Annotated in this window: 15 protein-coding genes; 7 read left to right on the top strand and 8 right to left on the bottom strand. The window is 66.7% G+C overall.

What is annotated here, in order from left to right; translation table 11 throughout:
* The first annotated feature begins 37 nt into the window (after positions 1 to 37).
* Entirely contained in the window at positions 38 to 1,054 is a 1,017-nt protein-coding gene (locus DF286_RS07685) for a polyprenyl synthetase family protein (protein WP_109270896.1), read from the top strand.
* 44 nt (positions 1,055 to 1,098) lie between these two features.
* On the opposite strand, the gene DF286_RS07680 is transcribed toward DF286_RS07685, so the two are convergent.
* A complete protein-coding gene (locus tag DF286_RS07680; protein WP_109270895.1) occupies positions 1,099 to 4,023 on the bottom strand; it encodes an EAL domain-containing protein in 2,925 nt (974 codons plus the stop codon).
* Positions 4,024 to 4,382: 359 nt separating this feature from the next.
* Between DF286_RS07680 and hrpB the strand changes: the two genes are divergently transcribed.
* Positions 4,383 to 6,881, top strand: a complete 2,499-nt coding sequence (hrpB, locus tag DF286_RS07675; RefSeq protein ID WP_109270894.1) for an ATP-dependent helicase HrpB — start codon at positions 4,383 to 4,385, stop codon at positions 6,879 to 6,881.
* Between the two features lie 110 nt (positions 6,882 to 6,991).
* Positions 6,992 to 8,512 carry a fumarate hydratase gene (locus DF286_RS07670; protein WP_109270893.1) on the top strand — a complete coding sequence of 507 codons (1,521 nt, stop codon included), beginning with the start codon at positions 6,992 to 6,994 and terminating at the stop codon, positions 8,510 to 8,512.
* A 29-nt stretch (positions 8,513 to 8,541) separates the two neighbouring features.
* On the opposite strand, the gene DF286_RS07665 is transcribed toward DF286_RS07670, so the two are convergent.
* Together DF286_RS07665 and DF286_RS07660 are read right to left on the bottom strand one after the other, a co-directional pair.
* Entirely contained in the window at positions 8,542 to 10,884 is a 2,343-nt protein-coding gene (locus DF286_RS07665) for a putative bifunctional diguanylate cyclase/phosphodiesterase (protein WP_109270892.1), read from the bottom strand.
* 141 nt (positions 10,885 to 11,025) lie between these two features.
* Positions 11,026 to 12,987 carry a M1 family metallopeptidase gene (locus tag DF286_RS07660; protein ID WP_341533233.1) on the bottom strand — a complete coding sequence of 654 codons (1,962 nt, stop codon included), beginning with the start codon at positions 12,985 to 12,987 and terminating at the stop codon, positions 11,026 to 11,028.
* Positions 12,988 to 13,168: 181 nt separating this feature from the next.
* On the opposite strand from DF286_RS07660, the gene DF286_RS15385 reads away from it, so the two are divergent.
* Both DF286_RS15385 and DF286_RS07650 read left to right on the top strand, forming a co-directional pair.
* Positions 13,169 to 14,197, top strand: a complete 1,029-nt coding sequence (locus DF286_RS15385) for a PRC-barrel domain-containing protein (protein WP_243444763.1) — start codon at positions 13,169 to 13,171, stop codon at positions 14,195 to 14,197.
* 182 nt (positions 14,198 to 14,379) lie between these two features.
* Entirely contained in the window at positions 14,380 to 14,961 is a 582-nt protein-coding gene (locus DF286_RS07650; protein WP_109270891.1) for a GGDEF domain-containing protein, read from the top strand.
* Positions 14,962 to 14,982: 21 nt separating this feature from the next.
* Here DF286_RS07650 and gpmA read toward each other — a convergent pair whose 3' ends face one another.
* Genes gpmA through DF286_RS07635 form a run of 3 tightly spaced genes read right to left on the bottom strand, consistent with a single transcriptional unit; the run spans position 14,983 to position 17,419 of the window.
* Positions 14,983 to 15,669 (bottom strand): 2,3-diphosphoglycerate-dependent phosphoglycerate mutase, encoded by a 687-nt coding sequence (gene gpmA, locus DF286_RS07645; RefSeq protein WP_109270890.1) that lies wholly within the window; start codon positions 15,667 to 15,669, stop codon positions 14,983 to 14,985.
* Positions 15,670 to 15,671: 2 nt separating this feature from the next.
* Positions 15,672 to 16,802, bottom strand: a complete 1,131-nt coding sequence (locus tag DF286_RS07640) for a M14 family metallopeptidase (RefSeq protein ID WP_109270889.1) — start codon at positions 16,800 to 16,802, stop codon at positions 15,672 to 15,674.
* On the bottom strand, positions 16,799 to 17,419 hold the full coding sequence (locus tag DF286_RS07635; RefSeq protein WP_109270888.1) for a DUF4136 domain-containing protein: 621 nt from the start codon (positions 17,417 to 17,419) through the stop codon (positions 16,799 to 16,801). The genes DF286_RS07640 and DF286_RS07635 overlap by 4 nt, the downstream gene beginning before the upstream one ends.
* Positions 17,420 to 17,511: 92 nt before the next feature.
* Between DF286_RS07635 and galE the strand changes: the two genes are divergently transcribed.
* Positions 17,512 to 18,525 (top strand): UDP-glucose 4-epimerase GalE, encoded by a 1,014-nt coding sequence (gene galE, locus DF286_RS07630; RefSeq protein ID WP_109270887.1) that lies wholly within the window; start codon positions 17,512 to 17,514, stop codon positions 18,523 to 18,525.
* A gap of 53 nt (positions 18,526 to 18,578) precedes the next feature.
* Positions 18,579 to 20,291, top strand: a complete 1,713-nt coding sequence (locus DF286_RS07625) for a GGDEF domain-containing protein (protein WP_158274641.1) — start codon at positions 18,579 to 18,581, stop codon at positions 20,289 to 20,291.
* A 12-nt stretch (positions 20,292 to 20,303) separates the two neighbouring features.
* Here DF286_RS07625 and DF286_RS07620 read toward each other — a convergent pair whose 3' ends face one another.
* Both DF286_RS07620 and DF286_RS07615 read right to left on the bottom strand, forming a co-directional pair.
* Positions 20,304 to 21,014: a c-type cytochrome gene (locus DF286_RS07620; protein WP_109270885.1), complete on the bottom strand. Its 711-nt coding sequence runs from the start codon at positions 21,012 to 21,014 to the stop codon at positions 20,304 to 20,306.
* The gene (locus DF286_RS07615) at positions 21,014 to 21,391 is read right to left on the bottom strand and encodes a cytochrome C oxidase subunit IV family protein (RefSeq protein ID WP_109270884.1); all 378 of its coding nucleotides are present in this window, start codon (positions 21,389 to 21,391) and stop codon (positions 21,014 to 21,016) included. The genes DF286_RS07620 and DF286_RS07615 overlap by 1 nt, the downstream gene beginning before the upstream one ends.
* Between the last annotated feature and the right edge of the window lie 7 nt (positions 21,392 to 21,398).

Genomic DNA, 21,398 nt, shown 5'->3' with positions numbered 1-21,398 from the left:
TGCCTTTGCGGCCTCCAGCGCGCAGAGGCGGCGGCCAATGAGCGCCACCATTCACCATTTGGGCGGCACGGGCCGCGCCCCTTCGCTCGACGCGATGTTCCAGCTCGTCGCGGCCGACCTCAACCATGTGAACAGCGTCATCCTCGAACGGATGCAGAGCGAGGTGGCGCTGATCCCGGAGCTCGCCGGCCATCTCATCGCCGGCGGCGGCAAGCGGATGCGGCCGATGCTCACCCTCGCCTGCGCGCGCCTGCTCGACTATGGCGGTACCCGCCACCATAAGCTCGCCGCCGCGGTCGAGTTCATCCACACCGCCACCCTGCTTCACGACGACGTCGTCGACATGTCGGGCCTTCGCCGCGGCCGGCGCACCGCCAACATCATCTGGGGCAATCCGGCGAGCGTGCTGGTCGGCGATTTCCTCTTCTCCCGCTCCTTCGAGCTGATGGTCGAGGACGGCAGCCTGAAGGCGCTCCGCGTCCTCTCCCGTGCCTCGGCGATCATCGCCGAGGGTGAGGTCAACCAGCTGACCGCCCAGCGCCGGATTGAAACCAGCGAGGACCAGTATCTCGACATCATCACCGCCAAGACGGCGGCCCTCTTCGCCGCCGCCTGCCAGATCGCCGCGGTCGTCGCCGAGCGCGACGAATCGGTCGAGCAGGCGCTCGACGCCTATGGCCGCAACCTTGGCATCGCTTTCCAGCTGATCGACGATGCCATCGACTATGCTTCGGACGCCGAGACGATGGGCAAGGGCGTCGGCGACGACTTCCGCGATGGCAAGGTCACGCTCCCCGTCATCCTCGCCGTCGCCCGCGGCAGCGACGAGGAACGCGGCTTCTGGCGCGACGCGATGGAAGGCCGCCGCAGCTCGGACGACGACCTCGCCCACGCCACCCGCCTTCTCCGCGCCCACAACGCCATCGACGACACGATCGAGCGCGCCCGCCACTACGGCCAGCGCGCCATCGACGCGCTGGGCCCATTCCCCGCCGGAAAGGCCAAGTCGGCGCTCGTCGAAGCCGTCGAATTCGCCATTTCCCGCGCCTATTGAGGCTCGCGGCTTCGGCGCGGTGGTCGGCTAGCGACCCGTCGCGTTCAGAGAGCCTCTTCCGCGGATAGTCTGAGCCGGGCGAGTATCTCATTCGCCTCGATGGCGCAGTATCTCAGATCGTCCAGCTCGACGTGCGGCAGGCCGGCTTTGACCTTCACCGCTTCCCAGCTGCCCTGGATCGACCGATAGGGCTGCCCGGTGCGGGGGTTGGACACGAGATACCGAGAACCCGCCGGCCTCGGCAGGGCCGCCAGCAATCTGATCGCACCGTCGCCCAGCTGCGCCTGGCGCGACCTTCCGGCCTCGATCTCTGGAAGCGTCCAGTGACGCTCTTCGACGTCGATGTGATCCCATTCGGCCTTCAGCAATTCTCCCGGGCGGACACCGGTGATCATCATCATGGCGAGGATGAACTTGAGTTCCCGGTTCGAACTGGACTGGGCCGCCTCAAGAAGCTTCAGGGCGCTCTCCGCCGTCAGCGCCTCATGTCGAGCCGCCCGCCATTCGCCCATGCTGTGCCTCTCGAGCGGGTTAGACTCCGCGCCGGGCAGGCCGAGCTTCACGGCAAGATTCCATATCTGGTTCAGGAGCGCGTGGAGCCGGTCGTCCGTGCCCGCCGGACAGGCCTCGACCTCGACCTTCGCGGCAAGCCAGGCGAATAGATCCGCTTCCGAGACCTCATCGAGGCGCAACTGGCCGAAGCGCGGCAGCACGTGGTTCCGCAAGTCGCGCTTGGCGCGTTCGCGACTGTGCTCATCCCCTTCGAACATGTCCAGATACCGCGCCGACAAGTCGCGGATGGTCGTCGCCGTATCACCATAGGCGCCTGCTCCGCTGCCGTCCGAACCGGACGAGTGCTGCAGCGACCGGCGCGGCGCAAGAGTAAGCCCGAGACGCTCGGCAAGCTTTTCCAGCGGTGTCGGGCTGACGCCCTCGTCCTCCACGACCGGATTTGAGGGTGTGGGCAGGCCCATCGTGCTTAGCAGATAGGGCGACACGCGATGGCTCGTGCACAGCCCGCCATTGCCGTCGTCGACGAGATGCTGCTCGAACGCGACCCCGTGCTTGCGTCCATCCGAACGGATCACGCGTGCGAAGGCGAGTTGGCCGTCGCCGAAATCCACGACGAGCAGGGTGTCCGGATTGAGCGCGATCGCACCCACGATGAGCGCACCGGACTCGGACAGGTTTTGAATGATGGCCTGTTCATAACGGCCGTCGTGGATGACGCCGACCCGCCGATAGACCGATTGCCGCGCGCTTCGCTGTCTGGCGGGCCCGGAAGGCTCGATAACCCAATCACCGGTTTCGAGCTTCTCGCTCAGATCGGCGGAGCTCAGGGCCCGGCTGTAGATCCAGCCTTGGGCGTGGCTGACCCTCAATTCCCGGATCAGGTTCAACTGATCCATATATTCGATGCCCTCCGCCGTCGTTTCCATGTCGAGCGCCTCGGCGAGCGCGACAATGGCCGCGATGATCGCGCTGTTCCGGGAGTCCGGCAGCGTCGCGGCCCTGACGAAGGATTGGTCGATCTTAATCTTGTCGAACGGCGCGCTCTGGAGGTAGCCGAGGGACGAATAGCCTGTTCCGAAGTCGTCGAGCGCCAATCGCACGCCGAGCTCCTTCAGCGCCGAGAAGATCGTGTCCGTGTCGGCCGACTGGCTGAGGAAGACGCCCTCGGTGATCTCCAGCTCGAGCTGATTGGGTGCCAGGCCTGAATGCGCGAGGGCATTCACGACGGTCGCTGGAAACCTCTCGCTCGAAAATTGGATCGGCGACACGTTCACGGCGACCCGGAGCTTGCGCGGCCAGCCGGCGGCATCCGCGCAGGCCTTGCGCAACACCCATTCGCCGATCTGCGCGATGATCCCGGCTTCCTCGGCAATGGGAATGAAGAGGGCCGGAGACACGTCGCCGCGCACCGGATGTCGCCATCTGACGAGCGCTTCGACGCCGGTCATGCGGTTGGTTCTGGCATTGACGATCGGCTGATACTCGACGCTCATTTCGCCGCGCGCCAAGGCCTCACGCAAATCCTCCTCGAGAGTTCGCTTGTCCTCTGCGTCCTTCAGCAGTTCACTGGAAAAGAAGCGAAACCGTCCCCGTCCGGCGCCCTTGGAGGCGTAAAGAGCAAGGTCGGCATTTCTGATCAGTTCGTCCTTGCTGTCTCCATCCAGCGGAGCCACCGCGATTCCGATCGAGGCACCGATGATGCAGCGGCTTCCTTCGATCAGATAAGGCTGGGAAATCGACCGGATGATATCGGTCGCGAGATCGCCCAATATGCCGCGATTGTCGTTGTTTCGCAGGACGACCTGAAACTCGTCGCCGCCCAGGCGGAAGACCGATTCCTGATGCCCCACGATCCTGACCACTCGCTCGGCCACCTGCTTGAGCAGCTGATCTCCGGCGGGATGACCGAGCGTGTCGTTGACCTGCTTGAAGCGGTCCAGGTCGATGAGCATGATGGCGCAGGACGTGTTCTGATGCCGCGCGATGCGCAGGTTCGTCTCCAGCACCTCCGCCATCCGCCGCCGGTTCGGCAATCCGGTCAGCGCGTCATATTGCGCCAGTAGCGATGCATGCTCGGACGATTTGCGATGCTCCGTCACGTCGACGGCGCTGCCGCGATAGCCCAGGAAACGGCCGCTCTCGTCGAACTGCGGTCGTCCAGACAGGGACCAGCAGCGCTCATTGTCTGCGACGGCCGCCCTGACGGTCAGGCGCTCGAACGGCGAATGCTTTGACAGCAAAAAGGGAAGCGTGCGTCGGCCGCTGCTATCTTCGTCGACATGGATGAAAAGCCGCGTGAATTCGTAGCCGAGGAAAGCTTCGGGCCCTCCCCCCAGCAGGTCACACATGCTCCCGCTGAGGTACGTCACATGTCCGCCCTCGTCCGTCGACCAGAACCATCCGTTGCAGGACTCTTCGAATGCCTTCAGGAGAAGCAAAGCTTCGGCCGTCGACATGCGGCGAGATGTTCTCGGCCTTCGCTGCGGACCCAGGCGTGAGATGAGATCTATAAACGATCGGTTGGTTGCGGACTGTTCCGCCTGCAAGCCAAGCGAAACCGCGCCCTTGGACACGCCCCAGCTCCCTGAATTAAAGGTCCATCATCTGGTTAGCCCGAATTGCTTAATGTTCGGTATTGCGCGGCGACTTCCCCGCTGCGGGTAAAGACGCAGGATTCGTTGCGTGAGGACACGCCCGGTTCCTGCCATGGCGCAACTGCCAGGACGAGATTAGGAGCCTTCCTAATCGGGACCTTTTACAGTCTAATCATGTGCCGGCCTTGCGAGCTTCATCCTGTCACCTTTCCGGAACCACCGTGCTGAGCCTGCCGATCAATCTCGTTCTACCTGACTTGCTGGCCGCCCTCCGGCGCGGATCGAACGCCGTGCTCGTCGCGCCGCCTGGGGCGGGCAAGACGACGGCCGTCGCGCCGGCGCTGCTCGATCAGCCCTGGTGCACGGGCGAGATCCTGCTCCTTTCCCCGCGCCGCCTCGCCGCGCGGGCCGCGGCCGAGCGCATGGCGGAGCTGGCGGGGGAGAGGCCGGGCGAGACGATCGGCTATGCGACCCGGCTCGACAGCAAGCGCTCGGCCAAGACCCGTATCCTCGTCCTCACCGAAGGCATATTCCGCAATCGGATCCAGGCGGATCCGGAGCTTGCCGGCGTCTCCGCCGTGCTGTTCGACGAGGTCCACGAGCGCAGCCTGGACAGCGATTTCGGCCTCGCCCTCGCCCTCGACGCGCAGGCGGCGCTGAGGCCGGACCTCCGCCTGCTCGCCATGTCGGCGACGCTCGACGGCGCCCGATTCGCGGCGCTCATGGGCGACGCACCGGTGATCGAGAGTGAAGGCCGCAGCCATCCCATCGACCTTCGTTATCTTGGCCGTTCGCCGGAGAAGCGGATCGAGGATGAGATGGCGGGCACCATCCGCCGCGCGCTGGGGGAGGCGGAGGGGAGCCTGCTCGCCTTCCTGCCCGGCGTCGCCGAGATCGAGCGGACGGCGGAGCGGCTGGATCGCCTCCCCTCCAACGTCGAGTTGCATCGCCTGCACGGCTCCCTCGACCCGAGGGACCAGCGTGCCGCCATCGTCGCCGCACCGACGGGCCATCGCAAGGTCGTCCTCGCCACCTCCATCGCCGAGACCAGCCTCACCCTCGATGGCGTCCGCATCGTCGTCGACAGCGGCCTCGCCCGCCGTCCCCGCTACGACCGCGGCGCCGGCATCACTCGGCTGGTCACCGAGCGCGCCAGCCAGGCCGCTGTCACCCAGCGCGCCGGCCGCGCGGGACGGCAAGGCCCCGGCACCGTCTACCGCCTGTGGGAAGAAGCCGCGACCGCCGCCCTCCCCCGCTTCGATCCGCCCGAGATATTGGAAGCGGACCTCTCGGCCCTTCTCCTCGACTGCGCGCTCTGGGGCGTCTCCGATCCGCGCGACTTGAAATGGATCGACCCGCCCCCCACCGCCGCCATCGACGAAGCCCGCAAACGCCTACGGTCGCTCGGCGCCCTTGACGAGGGTGGCCGCCCGACCCCGCACGGCAAGGCCGTCGCCGCTCTGCCCCTCCCCCCGCGCCTCGCTCACATGATGTTGGAGGCCGACGCCCGCGGCTGGGGCGAGACGGCGGCGGAGGTGGCGGTGCTTTTGTCGGAACGCGGTCTTGGCGGCAATAATGACACGGACCTGGAGCTCAGGCTGCGACGCTGGCGCGGCGACCGCGGCAAGCGCGCGGAAGCGGCACGAGGGTTGGCCAAGAGATGGCTGCAAATCACTCGTTCGTCCCGAGCGAAGTCGAAGGGCGCTGGCACGGACTCAGAGAAACACCCCTCGACTGCGTTCGGGACGAACGACGTAGGTCCATGTGTCGCCCTCGCCTTTCCCGACCGCTTGTCAAAACGCCGCAGCGCTGAAGGCACCGACTGGCTCTCCGCCGGCGGCCGCGGCTTCCGGCTCGATCCCGCCTCCCCACTCGCCCGCGAACAATGGCTTGCGGTCGCCGAGGTCGGAGGCGCGGCGTCGGGCGCCCGCATCCTCTCGGCCGCGCCCATCGACGAGGCAGACATCGAAGCGCTCTTCGGGGACCGCATCGAGACCGGCGCACAGGTCCGCTTCGATCCCGCGACAGGGGGCGTCCAGGCGACCCACGGCCGCCATCTCGGCGCGATCCGACTCTCCGGCGGCCAGGACAGTCGCGCCGACCCCGAGGCCATCGCCGCGGCGCTGGTCGAGGGCGTCCGCCAGCACGGCCTCGACCGCCTCCCCTGGAGCGAAGCAGCCCGATCGCTCCGCCGGCGCGCCGCGTTCGCGACAGCGCACGACCCGGCGCTCCCCGACCTTTCCGATGTCGCGCTCCTCGCCTCGCTCGACGAGTGGCTGCCGCTGATCGTCGCCGGCAAGCGCCGCCTCGGCGAGATCGACCCCGCCGCTCTCACCGGAGTCCTCGATGCCCGACTTGGATGGGAGGGCCGCAAGGCGGTCGACCGGTTCGCGCCGCACGCCTTCACCACCCCGGCCGGCAGCAGCCACGCCATCGACTATGAGGCGGAGGGCGGCCCTACCGTCACCGTGCGGGTGCAGGCGCTGTTCGGCCTTGCCGAGCACCCCGCCATCGCCAATGGCAAGGTCCCACTCGTCCTCAGCCTCACCTCCCCCGCCGGCCGGCCGATCCAGACGACTCCCGACCTGCCCGGCTTCTGGAAAGGAAGCTGGAGTTCCGTCGCCAAGGAAATGCGGGGGCGCTATCCCAAGCACCCCTGGCCCGACGACCCTGCCGCCGCCGATCCGACGCTCCGCACCAAAAGGGCGAGCGGGCGCTGAATCGCTCACGCCGGTGGCCTTTCGATAGTGGCGGACGCCTACCCCTCCCGTTTTGGGAGAATCCTCGTTAGAAGCGCGGACGCAGTCACATCCCTTCGGAAGCAAAAGCCTTGACCACCATCATTCGCGAGGCGGACCTCATCGAGAGCGTCGCCGATGCCCTTCAGTACATCTCCTATTACCACCCGATGGATTATATCCGGGCGCTTGGGGAGGCTTATAAGGCGGAGGAGAGCCCCGCAGCGAAGGACGCGATCGCGCAGATCCTGACCAACAGCCGCATGTGCGCCGAAGGGCACCGACCGATCTGCCAGGACACGGGCATCGTCACCGTCTTCGTGAAATGGGGGCAGGATTGCCGGCTGGAGTCGAGCAAGAGCCTCCAGGAAGTAATCGACGAGGGGGTGCGTCGCGCCTATCGCAACCCCGAAAATCCGCTCCGCGCCTCGATCCTCGCCGACCCCGCCTTCGGCCGCGTGAACACGAAGGACAACACGCCCTCGGTGATGCATGTCGAGATGGTGCCGGGCGCGACGGTTTCGATCGACGTCGCGGCCAAGGGCGGCGGCTCGGAGAACAAGACCAAGTTCAAGATGCTGAACCCGTCGGATTCGATCGTCGACTGGGTGCTGGAGATGGTGCCGCAGATGGGCGCCGGCTGGTGCCCGCCCGGCATGCTGGGCATCGGCATTGGCGGCACCGCCGAAAAGGCGATGCTGCTCGCCAAGGAAAGCCTGATGGGCGCGATCGACATGGCGCAACTCAAGGCACGCGGTCCCCAGAACAAGATCGAGGAGCTTCGCATCGAGCTGTTCGACAAGGTGAACGCGCTCGGCATCGGCGCGCAGGGGCTGGGCGGGCTTTCGACCATCCTCGACGTCAAGATCTTGGATTGGCCGACCCATGCGGCCTCGAAGCCGGTGGCGATGATCCCCAATTGCGCGGCGACCCGCCATGCGCACTTCACGCTCGACGGATCGGGCCCGGCCTATCTCGAGACGCCGAACCTCGCCGACTGGCCGGACGTCAACTGGACCCCGTCCAAGGAGGCGATCCGCGTCGATCTCGACGCGCTGACGCCCGAGATCGTCCAGAGCTGGAAGCATGGCGACCGGCTGCTCCTGAACGGCAAGATGCTGACCGGCCGCGACGCCGCCCACAAGCGCATCAAGGACATGCTCGACCGCGGCGAGGAGCTGCCCGTCGAGTTCCGCGGACGCGTTATCTACTATGTCGGCCCGGTCGACCCGGTCGGCGAGGAGGTGGTCGGCCCTGCCGGCCCCACGACCGCGACGCGCATGGACAAGTTCACCCGCATGATGCTGGAGCAGGGCCTGCTCGCCATGGTCGGCAAGGCCGAGCGCGGGCCGATGGCGATCGATGCGATCCGCGAGCACAAGAGCGCCTATCTGATGGCGGTCGGCGGAGCGGCCTATCTCGTCGCCCGCGCGATCAAGGGCTCGAAGGTCGTCGGCTTCGAGGATCTCGGCATGGAGGCGATCTACGAGTTCGAGGTTCAGGACATGCCGGTGACGGTGGCCGTCGACGCTGCCGGCGAGAGCGTCCACCACCTAGCCCCGCTGGTGTGGCGGGAGAAGATCGCGAAGATGAGAGCGCTGGAAGAAGCCTGATTATTGAGCCGCCCCCACGCGGGCGGCGATCAGGCCGACAGCCGGTTTTGCGTGCCGTGGACCAGCTCGCTGGCGCGTTCGAACTCCATCGGGCGGCCGAATAGATAGCCCTGGATCTGATGGCAGCCGAGGTCGCGCATGCGGGTGAAGTCGTCCGCGGTCTCGACGCCCTCGGCGGTCACGGTCATGCGGAAGCTCTTCGCCAGCTGGACGATCGACTGGATGATCGCCACCGTCTCCCTGTTGCCCGCGGCCTCGCGCACGAAGCTGCCGTCGATCTTCAATTTGTGGAAGACGGCCTTGTTCAGATAGCCGAGCGAGGAATAGCCGGTGCCGAAATCGTCGAGCGCGATGCCGACGCCGAGGGCGCGGAGCCGCTTCAGCACGTCGAGCGAACCGGCCGTATCCTCCAGGAACACGCTTTCCGTCACTTCCAGCTCGAGCCGGTTCGCCTGGACGCGGTAGCGCGACAGCGCGGCGTTGACGGTAGCGGGGAGGGCGGGAAGGACGAGTTGGCGCGCCGACAGGTTGACAGCCACCGAGATATTCTCAGGCCACTGCGACGCGGCCCGGCACGCTTCCTCGATCACCCAGTCGCCGAGGTTCATGATGAGCCCGGTCTCTTCCGCGAGCGGGATGAACTCGGTTGGCGGCACCACGCCCCGCGTCGGATGATGCCAGCGAATGAGCGCCTCGAAGCCGACGAGGCTCTGGTCGGCGGCGTTGATCAGCGGCTGGTAGAGAAGCTTCAGCTGGCCGGCGCCAATGGCGTGGGAGAGGTCCTGCTCGAGCTTCAGCTTATGCTCGGCAACGCTCTGCATCTCCGCATTGAAATAGCAGCAGGTGCCGCGCCCCTGGCCCTTGGCCTGGTAGAGGGCGATGTCGGCCTTCTGGATGAGATCGTCGACACTCTGCCCGTCGATGGGGCCGAAGGCGCAGCCGATCGAGACGCCGATCCGGATCTCGACCTTGTCGATGCGGTAGGGCTGCGCGACGGACTGGATGAGGCGGTCGGCGAGGTTCTCGACGATCTTGCGACCCTGGGCATCCTTGATGACGATAGCGAACTCGTCGCCCCCCATGCGCCCGACATAGCCGGCATCGCCGACCTCCTTGACGAGCCGCTGCGCGACGCCCTTCAGGACGGCGTCGCCCTTGGGGTGGCCGAACGTATCGTTGACCGGCTTGAAGCCGTCGAGGTCGAGGAACATGATCGCGCAGGGAATATTGGTCGCCTGCGCCGTGGAGAGCGCTTCGCCGAGAAGCTGACGGACGCGGCCGCGATTGGGGAGGCCCGAAAGCACGTCCATATTGGCGAGGTTGGTGAGCCGCTCCTGCGTCTTCCTAACCTCCGTGATGTCCGAACCGACCCCTCGAAACCCCTGGAACTGGCCGGCCATGTCGATGATCGGATCGCCGGCAAGGCTGATCCAGCGGGTGCCGCGCCGCGTCCTCAGCTCCATCTCGAGATTGGCGAAAGGCTGACGGGCGAGCAGCGTGCGGCCGAGCGCACTGTTGCCGCCGAGCGCGGCGGGAAGCGAATGACCCATAAGCTGGCTGGCCGAACGGCCAAGCAGCGAGGTCATCCGCGAGGAAATGTAGACGACCCGGTTCTCGCTATCGATCTGCCACAGCCAGCCGACGCCGCGATGCTCATATTCGCGGAGCAGCAGGCGGACCGATTCCGCCTGGGTGTTGATCCGCGCCATGTCCTGCAGAGCGCCGTAGGTCCAGCGAGTGAGGCGGGCGATGCCGAGGATGGCGATGGCGGCGAAGCCGACGATGGTGGCGGCGAGCTTGGGATTGATGGAAGGACTGTTGAACCAATAGGCGAAGCACAAGGCCAACGCCATCGTCGCGATCCACGCCACCGCCGCGGCGGGAATCGCGGTCAACGCCAGGCCCGCGACGATGAGTGCGCCCATCGCGCCGGCGATCACCACCTGCACTCCGCTCGGATGCAAAGCGAAGGCGTAGACGGGCAGCGACGCCCATATTCCGGCCAGCACGACCGCTTCCAGCACCGGGCGCCAGGTCGGCTCGATCCGCGCGCTGCGACCGCCGGCCGCGGCGCCGGCTTCGATCGCCTTGCGATAGGCCCACCAATGACCGCCGGCTACGGCGGCGAGCCAGGGAATGATCCGTTGGAGTTGACCCTGCTCGAACATCGCCCAGCCGACGAGCACGGCCGCGCCGACGCTCGCGAGGGCGAAATAAGGAGCGAACAGCGCGGTGGCCTTCGCCTGGCCATTATGGAGGTGCGCCCGGCGCAGACGTTCATTGCCGTCGTCGTAGGGAAGCTCCGCATCCGGCATTTCGGAGGGGGCGGCTTCGCTGGCGGCTGCATCTGCGGAAACAGGAGCGTTGAACATGGGCACCCTGACCAACTGACCGGAGCCGACTTACTATCTGCAGAGCCTTGATGGAGTGTTAAGACGCGCGCGCCGCCGAGGCCTGCGGCCGCCGCAAGTGCTTCAGTCTAGCGCCTGAAATCGGACGCAAGCGCGTGAAGGCTAGGCGGCTTTCGCCTGCTCTTCCGGCAGATCCTTCAACAGCCTGTCGATCGTCCCGGCCGTGACCGCGTGATAGGTCGGCCGCGCGGCCTCGTAGATTCGGGTGGCGATGGGGCGGCCCCACTCGCCCTGCGCGACCAGCGAATCGAACAGCGGCGCGACGAACTTGCGCCGTCCCTGGCTGGTGAGGAACCGTTCGAGCGCCGGGACGGCGGGGTCATAGCGGTTGGCGATTGCGAGCTGCAGCCAGGCGAACAGTACCTCGCTGTTGTTCGACTGCGACAGGTTGAAGGTGGTATCGAGCGCCGACAGACGCTCTTCCGGCAGCTCGCGCGGCAGCGCGTTCAGGAAACGGACCTGCTGCGCGTAGCTCCATTTGGGGAAGCCGAGCGAGGCGGCCGGCGCGCCGAGCGCATAAGCCTGCGCCTGCTGGTCGACGACGCGGAAGCCTTCGGACCTGAGGACGACGGCATTGGCGGGAAGGCCCGGCTGATACACCCATTCGTCCAGCCGGAGCAGCTGCTCCAGACGCTCGTCATTCTGGATCAGATTCTTGCGAAGGTCCGCCAGGAACAGGGCGCTGGTGATCGGCTGGAAGGCGTGCCGATCGAAATAGCCGCGCAGCCACTGGTCGAAGCGCTGGCGTCCGACGGCCTTCTCGATGGTGCGGAGGAAGGCTGCACCCTTGTCGTAGGCGATGGAGCTCATGCCCTCGTCCGGGTCTTGATCGGCGAGGTCGAGGTGGAGCCGGGTCATGGGAGACTCGGCTCCCGCGTCCTGGATCGCCGCCTCCAGCTCCTCCCAGCCGAGCTCGATGAGCTGGGCGGCGCGTTCGCGGCCGTACAGCTCCTCCATGATCCGGCCTTCGATGTAGGAGGTCACGCCCTCGTTGAGCCAGAAATCCGCCCAGGTGGCGTTGGTAACGAGATTGCCGGACCAGCTGTGCGCCAGTTCGTGCGCGATCAGCGAGACGAGGCTCTTGTCGCCGGCTAGGACGGTCGGCGTCAGGAAGGTGAGGCGCGGATTCTCCATGCCGCCGAAGGGAAAGGCCGGCGGCAGTACGATCATGTCGTAGCGGCCCCAGCGATAGGGGCCGTAGAGCGCTTCGGCCGCTTCGACCATCCGCTCGGTATCGGCGAGCTCGTTGGCGGCGGCCTTCAGCATCGACGGCTCGGCATAGACGCCGGTGCGCGGTCCCAATGACTGGAAGGCGATGTCGCCGACGGCGAGCGCGATCAGATAGGGCGCGACGGGCTTGTCCATCTTGAAGTGGAAGGCGCGGCCGCCACCCTCCACTTCCTCGCCCTCGGGCATCAGGTTCTGGGCGCTCATCACCGCCTTCAGCGGCGCCGGCACGACGATGCGCGCCTCCCAGGTCTGGCGGATGCCCGGGCTGTCCTGGGTCGGAATCCAGGTGCGGTTGAGGATCGCCTGACCCTGGCTGAACAGGAAGGGATATTTCTTGCCCGACGTCTGCTCGGGCGACAGCCATTGCAGCGCCGCCGCATCCGGGGCGCTCTTGTAGGTGATCTTGATCTGATCGGCGCCGTTCAGCTGCACGGTGAGCGGCGCGCCGAGAGTCTCGTCGGCGTTGCCGAGCTTCCAGGGCAGCATCTGGCCCTGGGCGTTGGTCACCGACCGGATCTGCAGCCCCTTGGTATCGAGCACGATCCTATTGGCGCCCTCGGCCGCCTGGATGTCGAGCGTTGCGGTGCCGCCGACCTGCCGCGCGTCGAAATCGGTGACGAGGTCCAGCGCGACATGAGTGACGCGCGCCTCGGCCGGAATGGCGTAGCTGTGAATGTCCTTGGCGTCCTCGGTCAGCAGCACCGGCGCCACCATCCGCTCTTCGCCGGGCGCCGTGGGCGCCTCGTTCGCCTTTTCGGAGGAACAGGCGGAAAGCAAGAGCAGGGCGGCGGCGAAGACGGCTCCGGCGGCGCGCGAAAGCGAAGAGTGGGGCACGGCTACTGTCCAGTCGAGTGGCGGATCGACGAGACGCTAACGAGCCACGCCGGTCGGGGCAAGGCCGGGCGGCGGCGCGATGCATCCGCCTCAGGGCACGGCCCGGCTTCGCATCGGGGAACGGTCGGCTGCGCGCTCCGTTGGTTTGTCTCAAGCCAATCCCGGCAGAAAGGAGTAGTCGATGGACATCAATCGCCATCTTGAACACGACCACAGGCAGATACATTCGCTGGGCGAGGACATCATCCGCAGCGGCGACGCAGGGGGCGTCGGCGGCCGCGACAATCAGTTCGACCTGTTCGACCTGCAGCTGCGCCGGCATCTCGCCGTCATCGAGGACGTTCTGTTCACGCCCCTCAAGAAGGAAGGCGAGGCGAAGACGGCGGTCGGAGACATAAAGAGTCTCCACAAGGAGCTTCGCAAGTCCCTCTCCGCTCTCGACCGCCGCGACAAGAACACCCACGAATGGACGGCCGAGTTTCGCAATGCCCTCGAGCGCTTCGACGTGGTCGCCAAGCGTCATCGGGCGATCGCCGCCCAATGCGAGGCCCGTATCGGCGTGGCCGAGCTCGGCGAGCAGTATGAGCAAGCCAAGCTGAGGCGCCTCGAGGGCGGCCATTGGAGCTGGAACAAGGTTGGAATGGGCGTGGCGAGCGCCGCCGCGGTGGCGGGTGCCGCCTATGCCGCCAATCGCTGGTATCAATCGGGACGGCGTCGTCACGGCAAGGCCGAGGACGATTTCGAGCTTCGGCTGGAAACCGACGAGAATCTCCGCCTCATCTCATCCAGGAAGGTGGAGGGGACGCCGGTCGTCGGCCGCGATGGAGAGCGGCTCGGCACGATCCAGAGCTTTATGGTCGACAAATATACGGGCCGTGTCGCCTATGCGATCATGAGCTTCGGCGGCACCATGGGCTTCGGCCAGAGCCTCTTCCCCCTGCCATGGCCGCTGCTCGACTATGACGAGGCGAATGACGGCTACGGGCTCGACATTTCCAAGGACGAGCTGGCCGCCGCGCCTCGCTTCGAGCCCAATGAGGAACCCGAGTTCACGCCCGAATATCGGCGCCGGATCCTGGTCTTCTACCGCCCGTCCGACCTGACCGCGTCCACCCGCACGACCGAGCGTTCGTCGACGCGCACCGGCCGGACCGAAACGGCGAGCCCGGAAACCGCCCAGGCCCGCGAACCGGCCATCGAGGGAGCGTAGGCGCACCTAAGAAGCGCACCGCAGCGCAAGGACATGCGAGTTCCGCAGCGGTGAGCAGGCCGACGAAGGGCGGGAGCGCTCCCGCCCTTCTCGTTCGCTCGATCCGAGCAGCGCCGGCCCCTCACTCTCTGTTAACCGCTCCCGCCTAGATTGCGGCGGCGCAAGAGCGAGTGAGGTGACGGGTGGCGGAAACGGACCGGACGGCGACTGAACGGCCTTCGCAGCTTGCCGACGAGAATGCGCTCCTGCGCGCCTCGCTTGCGCAAATGCGCGAGCGCGTCGACGAGCTCGAGCAGGCCGCCGATCTCGACACGTTGACGCCGCTTCCCAACCGCCGCGGCTTCCTCCGCGAGCTGGAAAGGGCGGTCGGACAGGCGGAGCGTCACGGAACGCCGGCCGCCCTGCTCCACATTGAGCTCAGCAATTTGGCGGCAATCAACGGCGGCCACGGCCAGGTCGCCGGCGACGCCGCTCTCATTCATATGGCGAAGCTGCTCGGCGGCCTCATCCGTTCGACCGATGCGCTCGCCCGGATCGATGGCGACGCCTTCGGCCTGATCCTCGACCATCTAGACCATAATAGCGCGATCGAAACGGCCGACCGGCTGTTCCGCTGCATCGCCGGCAGCCCGCTCGACCTCGGCAGCGCCACGGTCGCGCTGCATGCGACGATCGGCATCGCGACCATCCTTCCCGGCGACACGGTGGACGACGTGGTTCGCCGCGCCGAGCATACGCTCCGCGCCGCCAGGGAAGAGGCGTAGCCGCTCCGCCCTCGGCGGGAGCTAGCGGTCCTTCAGATAATAGCGCTCCTTCGCGTTCAGCCCTTCGTCCAGCTCGTAGACGATCGGCTGGCCAGTCGGGATTTCGAGGCCCGTAATCTCGTCGTCCGAAATGTTCGACAGATGCTTCACGAGCGCGCGGAGCGAATTGCCATGCGCCGATATCAGCACGCGCTCGCCCGCCTTCAGCGCCGGCGCGATCCGTTCCTCCCAATAAGGCAGAACGCGCGCGATCGTATCCTTGAGGCTCTCGGTCTGGGGCACGTCGATGCCGGCATAGCGGCGGTCATTGGCAAGGTCGAAGGGGCTGTCCGGCTCCATCGCGGGCGGCGCGATGTCGAAGGAGCGGCGCCAGATATGGACCTGTTCCTCGCCGACCTTCTCCCGCATCTCCTGCTTGTTGAGGCCGGTGAGGCCACCATAGTGACGCTCGTTGAGGCGCCAGTGCTTCTCGACCGGCAGCCACAGCCGACCCATCGCCTCGAGCCCGAGATGAAGCGTCTTGATCGCGCGGGTCTGCACCGAGGTGAAGCAAAGGTCGAAGTCGAGACCCTTGGCCGCCATCAGCTCGCCGGCTTCCTTCGCCTCGCGGGCGCCCAGCTCTGTAAGGTCCACGTCCCACCAGCCGGTGAAGCGATTTTCCAGGTTCCACGCCGACTGGCCGTGGCGGATCAGTACCAGCTTCGGCATCGTCAGCGCCGCTTCGGAAGTTCGTCGATCATCGCGTGGAGCGCGTCGAGGCAGGAGCGGGCGAGGAGGCGGCTGCGCTCCGGCGACCAGCCATGGTCCGGATCGGGCAGATCGTCATTGTCCTTGAAAGGCATTTCCAGCGTCATCGACACCGCGCCGAAGCGCTCGGCGAGCTGGGCGGTGGACATGGAAAGGTTCGCCTGCCCCGGACCCGGTATCTCATAGCCCTTCTCTGTCTGGAAGTCGGGCGAGAGCTTCACCAGCTCGTCGGAGAAGCCGTTGAACAGATCCTGCTGCGCCTGCTTGAAGGACGGGATGCCCTCGAAGCCGGCGAGGAAGTTGGCGGCGATCGCCTCGTCGCCATGGATGTCCATCGCGAAATCGACGCCGGTCTTGTCCATTTCTGCGAGCACGTGGAGCACTTCGGGGCTCTTCTCCGCCGAAGGTTCGTGCCACTCGCGATTGAGGTTGATCCCGGCCGCGTTGGTGCGGAGATGCCCGCGCTTGGAACCATCCGGATTCATGTTGGGGACGATATGGAAGGTCGCCTTCCGGACCAGGCGCCGGGATACCGGGTCGGCGTCGTCGAGCAGCTTCTCGAGCGCGCCTTCCATCCACCATTCGGCCATCGTCTCGCCGGGATGCTGCCGGGCGTAGAGCCAGACCGAGAGCGGCCCCTCGCCGACGCGGAAATAGTCGATCTCCTGCCCGTCCAGCGTCTGGCCGAGCGACTTATATTCGACGTCCGGATAGGCGGCGACGGAGGCGACGAGATCGTGATGCCGCTCCATCGTATAGGGCGCGAAATAGGCGAACCAGACGCTGTCGGACGCCGGCGTCACCTTGATGGTGAGGATGCCCTTCTCGTAGCTCGTCTCCGCCTGCTCCCAATATTCGCGATCGTAGGAGAGGCGAGCGCGGTACCCGTCCCAGCCGTGCGGATAGGCGGAATCGGCGCAGTTCAGGAGCCGCAGCTCGACGGCCTTGCCGCCGGCGCCGGTCAGCCGGAAATAGAACCACTGGTAGAAATCGGACTGATGATCCTTGACGATCTCAAGGTCGATACGATCGCCTTCGATGGCGACCAAACGGATGTTGCCGCCATCGAAGGCGCTCGAAATGCTATAGGTCATTCAACCCTGATAGTGCGGCCCGACTCCCCGGGGAAGTCCCGAAACAGCGCCTCGGACAGCTTTTGCGCGGCATAGTCTGGCTGGGCTTCGGCGCTGCCGGCGCAGGCTTCGGTAATGCCGCGGCCTTCCCAGAAGACGGTGCCGTCGGAGCGGCGCTTGATCCGCACCTCCATCAAGGTGGCGACGACATCCTCGCACCCGCCGCCGCCCAAGAGACTGCCGAGACCGACTCCCACGCCCACGCCAACGCCGCTCCCCCAGCCGCCGGTGTGGCCGCCGACGCCGACATTGACGGCCGAGCGGTCCCGTCCGAGGTTGCCGCGGGCGCCGCGCTCGACATGCACGGTCGCGACCTGCTCGGACTGGCCGACCGTCCCCACCACGTTCCAGCCGAGGCGCGCCAGCTGCTGCGCGACGGGAGCGGCGAGGGTGCGGAATTCGAGGCTGCCCGCGCCGGCCGGACTGATCGGCTCAACGGCGATCTGGCCGCGGGCGATGGGATCCTGACCGAGGTGGAAGCGGGTGACTTCGACGCCCCGCGAGGCGGGATTGGAGGCACAGCCCGCGAGCGAGGCGACGAGCGCGAGAGCGCAGGCGCGGGAGAAAAGGGCTTTCATTACATCACCTCGTCGTTATGCGGCTTCGTATAGGGACTGAAACGATCCGCAGGGAATTTTGCTGCAATCACAGCCATTGGAGAGGCGCCAAAATGAGCCAGGGTGGGGAAAAGCTTCCGGTGCTGGTGACCGGCGGCGCCGGCTATATCGGCAGCCACGCCGTGCTGGCGCTGCTCGACGCCGGCTGGCCCGTCATCGTGATCGACAATCTCACCACCGGCTTTCGCTGGGCGGTACCGGAAGGCGCGGTCTTCGCCGAGGGGGACATCGCCGACCAGTCGCTCGTCGCGCGACTGATCGAAGAGCATGGCATCAAGGCGATCATCCACTTCGCCGGATCGGTGGTCGTGCCGGAGTCGGTGGAAAACCCGCTCAAATATTATGAGAACAACACGGTGAAGAGCCGTTCGCTGATCGAGAGCGCCGTGCGGGGCGGCGTTCGCCACTTCATCTTCTCCTCGACGGCGGCGACCTACGGCATCCCGGAACGGGTGCCGGTAGGCGAGGACTCACGCACCCAGCCGATCAATCCCTATGGCTGGTCGAAGCTGATGACGGAGCGGATGCTCGCCGACACGGCCCACGCCCACCCGATGAACTTCTGCGCGCTTCGTTACTTCAACGTAGCGGGCGCCGATCCGCGGGGACGCTCGGGCCAGTCGACCGCGGGCGCCACCCACCTCATCAAGGTCGCCGTCGAGGCGGCCATCGGAAAGCGCAGCCATGTCGCCGTCTACGGCACCGATTACGAGACCCCCGACGGCACCGGTGTGCGCGACTATATCCATGTCAGCGACCTCGCCGCCGCCCATGTCGACGCGCTCGAGAAGCTGATCGCGGAGCCCGAGGCGTCGCACATCATGAATTGCGGCTACGGCCGGGGCTTCTCGGTCCTCCAGGTCCTCGACGCCGTCGACCGCGTCACCAACAGGAAGCTCGACCGCCGCGTCGAGGCGCGCCGGGCCGGCGATCCGGACGCGCTGGTCGCGGACAATGCGCGCATCCTCGCCACTCTCCCCTGGCGGCCCAAGCGCGACGACCTCGACACGATCGTCGCCAACGCGCTCGCTTGGGAGCGCAAGCTGGCGGAGCGGCCGCGCAGTTAATCTTTCGTTTCCGCCGCTAGCTTATGGTCGACGGGGTTAGGCGGGGGCTGACTGTGTTCGAGCGGCTATTCATGTTCGTCCTCTTGCTGCTGGCGTCGCAGGCCGCCCTCGCGCATGCCGAACAGTCCCCTCCCATCGCCGAGCGCTATTGCCACCAGGTGACGCCGATCGGAGCCGTTGCCGGCCCGGCCTGGAACTGCCAGGGCAGGCCCAGCGGCCATGAAGATCGGCGACTCTGGCTAAGCGCCGCGCCCGTAGCGGAAGAACTGGGCATGGAAGGCGCCACCTTGCTCGTCCACCAAAGTCGCTTCCAGGGGCTGACGGTGCTTTTCGGCTATGCCGATGGCCGGATCGTGCGGCACGCGGTTCGGGCCGGCGACTATGGCTCCTATTGGCGCGTCGGCGGCCAAGTCGCCTTCAGCGCGCCCCAGCGGGAAGCAGCGCTCACCTCGGTCACGCTCGGCGTCGATCGGCTTGCCGACTACCAGCTGTTGCGTACGCGCCTGCTCCCCGCCGGCGCGGCGGCGCGCGACGCGGCGCTCGCCGCAAGCCTGATCGGCGGCGCGCTCACCCTGCTCGCACTCAGCAGCGCCTACAACCTGCTGCTGGCAAGGGCATCGCGGCAGCGCTTCGTCGTCTGGCACGCGGCCTGGGTGGCCTCGGTGCTGATTTGGGGGCTTCTCTGGTCGCAACTCGCGCTTATCGCCTTCCCGGGGCTTGCCGGCACCACCGCGTCCAGGCTCTGCACCCTGCTCGCCACCTTGGCCATCGCCTTCGCCGCGACATGCGCCGCTACCTGTCCCGAAGCCGGGACCGTGCCGAGATGGCTGCAGCGGCTCGTGCTGGCGCTCGGATGGGGCGTCGCGGCGGTCGGGGTGCCGCTGGCGTTCGGGCCGCCCATCGTCATCGACCTTCTCGGACCTGTCAGCAGCGTCCTCGTGCTGGCCGTGCTCGCCGCCGTCGCCCTCCTTATCGGCCTTGCCTGGCGTCGCGGCAGCCGGGAGGCGCGGTCCTTCTTCCTCGCCTGGGCCGTGCCGATGGTCGTCCTCGGCGCGACGCAGTTGTTCGACATGGGGACGAGCCTGTTCGGCGGTGGCCCTCAAATCGCCGTCCTCTTCGCTTCCGCGATGCAGACCGTCTGGATCTCGGTCGCGACGACGCTGAACCTCGCCCGCTTTCGCGCCGAGCGCGACGCGGCAAGAGCCGCCCAGGCCGAGCTTCGCGAGCTCGCCCAGCGCGATCCCCTGACCGGGCTCCTCAATCGCCGGGGCTTCGTCGAACGCGCGGAAAAGGCCCTGGCGCGCCTCGCCAAGCGTGACGGAGCCTTCGCCCTGCTCCTCATCGACGTGGACCATTTCAAGGCGATCAACGATCGCTTCGGACATGAAGCCGGCGACGGCGTGCTGCAGCGCCTGGCGAGCCGCCTCGACGAGCTCGCCGGCGCGGGCTTCCACGCGGCCCGGCTCGGCGGAGAGGAGTTCGCTCTCGGCGCTACCGGTCTGTCACACGCGGACTTGCCCGAATTGGCCGAGCGCGTGCGCACCTGTCTCGGCGCCCTGTCTCTCGCGGATCTGATCGGCGAAAGCACTCGGCTCAGCGTCAGCATCGGCGTCGCCGAAGCCGCACCAGGCTCGACCTTCCAGTCGCTTTATCGACGGGCCGACGAGGCGCTCTATGCCGCGAAGAATGCCGGTCGAAACCGGGTGGCCCATGCGCCGCCGATGACGCCGACCCGCTTGGGCGAAAGTCGCATGAAAGCGGCCTGACCTGGACCGGCCTCAGGGCGCCGCCTTTTCATTGGTGGGCGCCGGCGTTGCCCCGGAGGCTTCGACGGGCGTGGGTGCCGGGAACGGAGCCGGGGTTCGGTTCAGCGTGCCCAGCCAGGCGAGCAGGTTGGCGCGGCTCTTGGGATTGCGAAGTCCGCCAAAGGACATCTTGTTGCCGGGGATCGCCCGTGCCGGGCTTTCGAGATAGATATCGAGCTGCTCGTAGGTCCAGGCACCGGAATGGCTGGCGAGAGCGTCGGAATAGGCGAAGCCCGGCGCGCTCCCTACCGGCCGACCGACAATAGCCCAGAGATTGGGTCCGACGCGGTTGGGGCCGCCCTGCTCGAACGTATGGCAGGAGGCGCAGACCTTGCCGACGCTTTCGCCGCGAGCCGGGTCGGCGGCGGCGAGGAGGGTGCCGAGGTCCGTCGGAACGGCTTCGGCGGCAGTTCCGGTGCCGGCTTCGCCCACGGGAAGCGCCGCCTTTTCGATATGGGCCATATAGCCCTTGAGCTCGGCGGGGTCGCCAGGCTGGTGCATGCCGGCCGGCCAAGCGCGCTGGAGAGCGGCGAGATCTATGGGCGCGACACCTTCCACCCCATAGCCGCGTGCCTCAGGATAATTGACGTCCAAGAGCTCACCCGAGAACCAATAGCCGCCCAGCATCACCGCGACGGCCGCGCCGACCGCGGTGCCGACCTTGGTCCACTCCCAGCCGTCCATCAGCCGCCCCCGTCGAAGAAGAGAATACGGGTCCAGAAGGTGTAGTCGGACTCGATCCACATCAGCCAAACCAAGGTGCCGAGCGCCAGCGGCGGCACGAGGATCGCGTAGATCAGCGCCATCCGCTCCCACATCATGTGCATGAACACGGCGACGATCAGCCCCGCCTTCAAGATCATGAAGGTGATGATGAGCACCCAGCGCATCACCCCCTGCACGGCGAAATAGTCGACCGCGTAGGACATGGCGCTCAGCACGAAGAGCAGGCCCCAGATTTTGAAGTAGATGCCGATCGGATGCTGCTGCCCGGGTTCGTGCGCGGGCGGCGGCGCGGTCTGGTGGGCGTCGTCCTGAACGGGATGGATCACGTGGTTCATGGGCGTC

It is taken from the genome of Sphingosinicella humi, from assembly GCF_003129465.1.
Taxonomy (GTDB): Bacteria; Pseudomonadota; Alphaproteobacteria; order Sphingomonadales; family Sphingomonadaceae; genus Allosphingosinicella; species Allosphingosinicella humi.
The sequence above is the reverse complement of the archived record's forward strand: the minus strand, read 5'-3'. Positions and strand labels throughout refer to the sequence as shown.

Bases quoted from the DNA above. Each gene is read 5' to 3' on its own strand.
- DF286_RS07685 (WP_109270896.1), top strand. From the start codon at position 38: ATGAGCGCCACCATTCACCATTTGGGCGGCACGGGCCGCGCCCCTTCG.
- DF286_RS07680 (WP_109270895.1), bottom strand. From the start codon at position 4,023: ATGTCGACGGCCGAAGCTTTGCTTCTCCTGAAGGCATTCGAAGAGTCC.
- DF286_RS07665 (WP_109270892.1), bottom strand. From the start codon at position 10,884: ATGTTCAACGCTCCTGTTTCCGCAGATGCAGCCGCCAGCGAAGCCGCC.
- DF286_RS15385 (WP_243444763.1), top strand. From the start codon at position 13,169: ATGGACATCAATCGCCATCTTGAACACGACCACAGGCAGATACATTCG.
- gpmA (WP_109270890.1), bottom strand. From the start codon at position 15,669: ATGCCGAAGCTGGTACTGATCCGCCACGGCCAGTCGGCGTGGAACCTG.
- DF286_RS07640 (WP_109270889.1), bottom strand. From the start codon at position 16,802: ATGACCTATAGCATTTCGAGCGCCTTCGATGGCGGCAACATCCGTTTG.
- DF286_RS07635 (WP_109270888.1), bottom strand. From the start codon at position 17,419: ATGAAAGCCCTTTTCTCCCGCGCCTGCGCTCTCGCGCTCGTCGCCTCG.
- galE (WP_109270887.1), top strand. From the start codon at position 17,512: ATGAGCCAGGGTGGGGAAAAGCTTCCGGTGCTGGTGACCGGCGGCGCC.
- DF286_RS07620 (WP_109270885.1), bottom strand. From the start codon at position 21,014: ATGGACGGCTGGGAGTGGACCAAGGTCGGCACCGCGGTCGGCGCGGCC.
- DF286_RS07615 (WP_109270884.1), bottom strand. From the start codon at position 21,391: ATGAACCACGTGATCCATCCCGTTCAGGACGACGCCCACCAGACCGCG.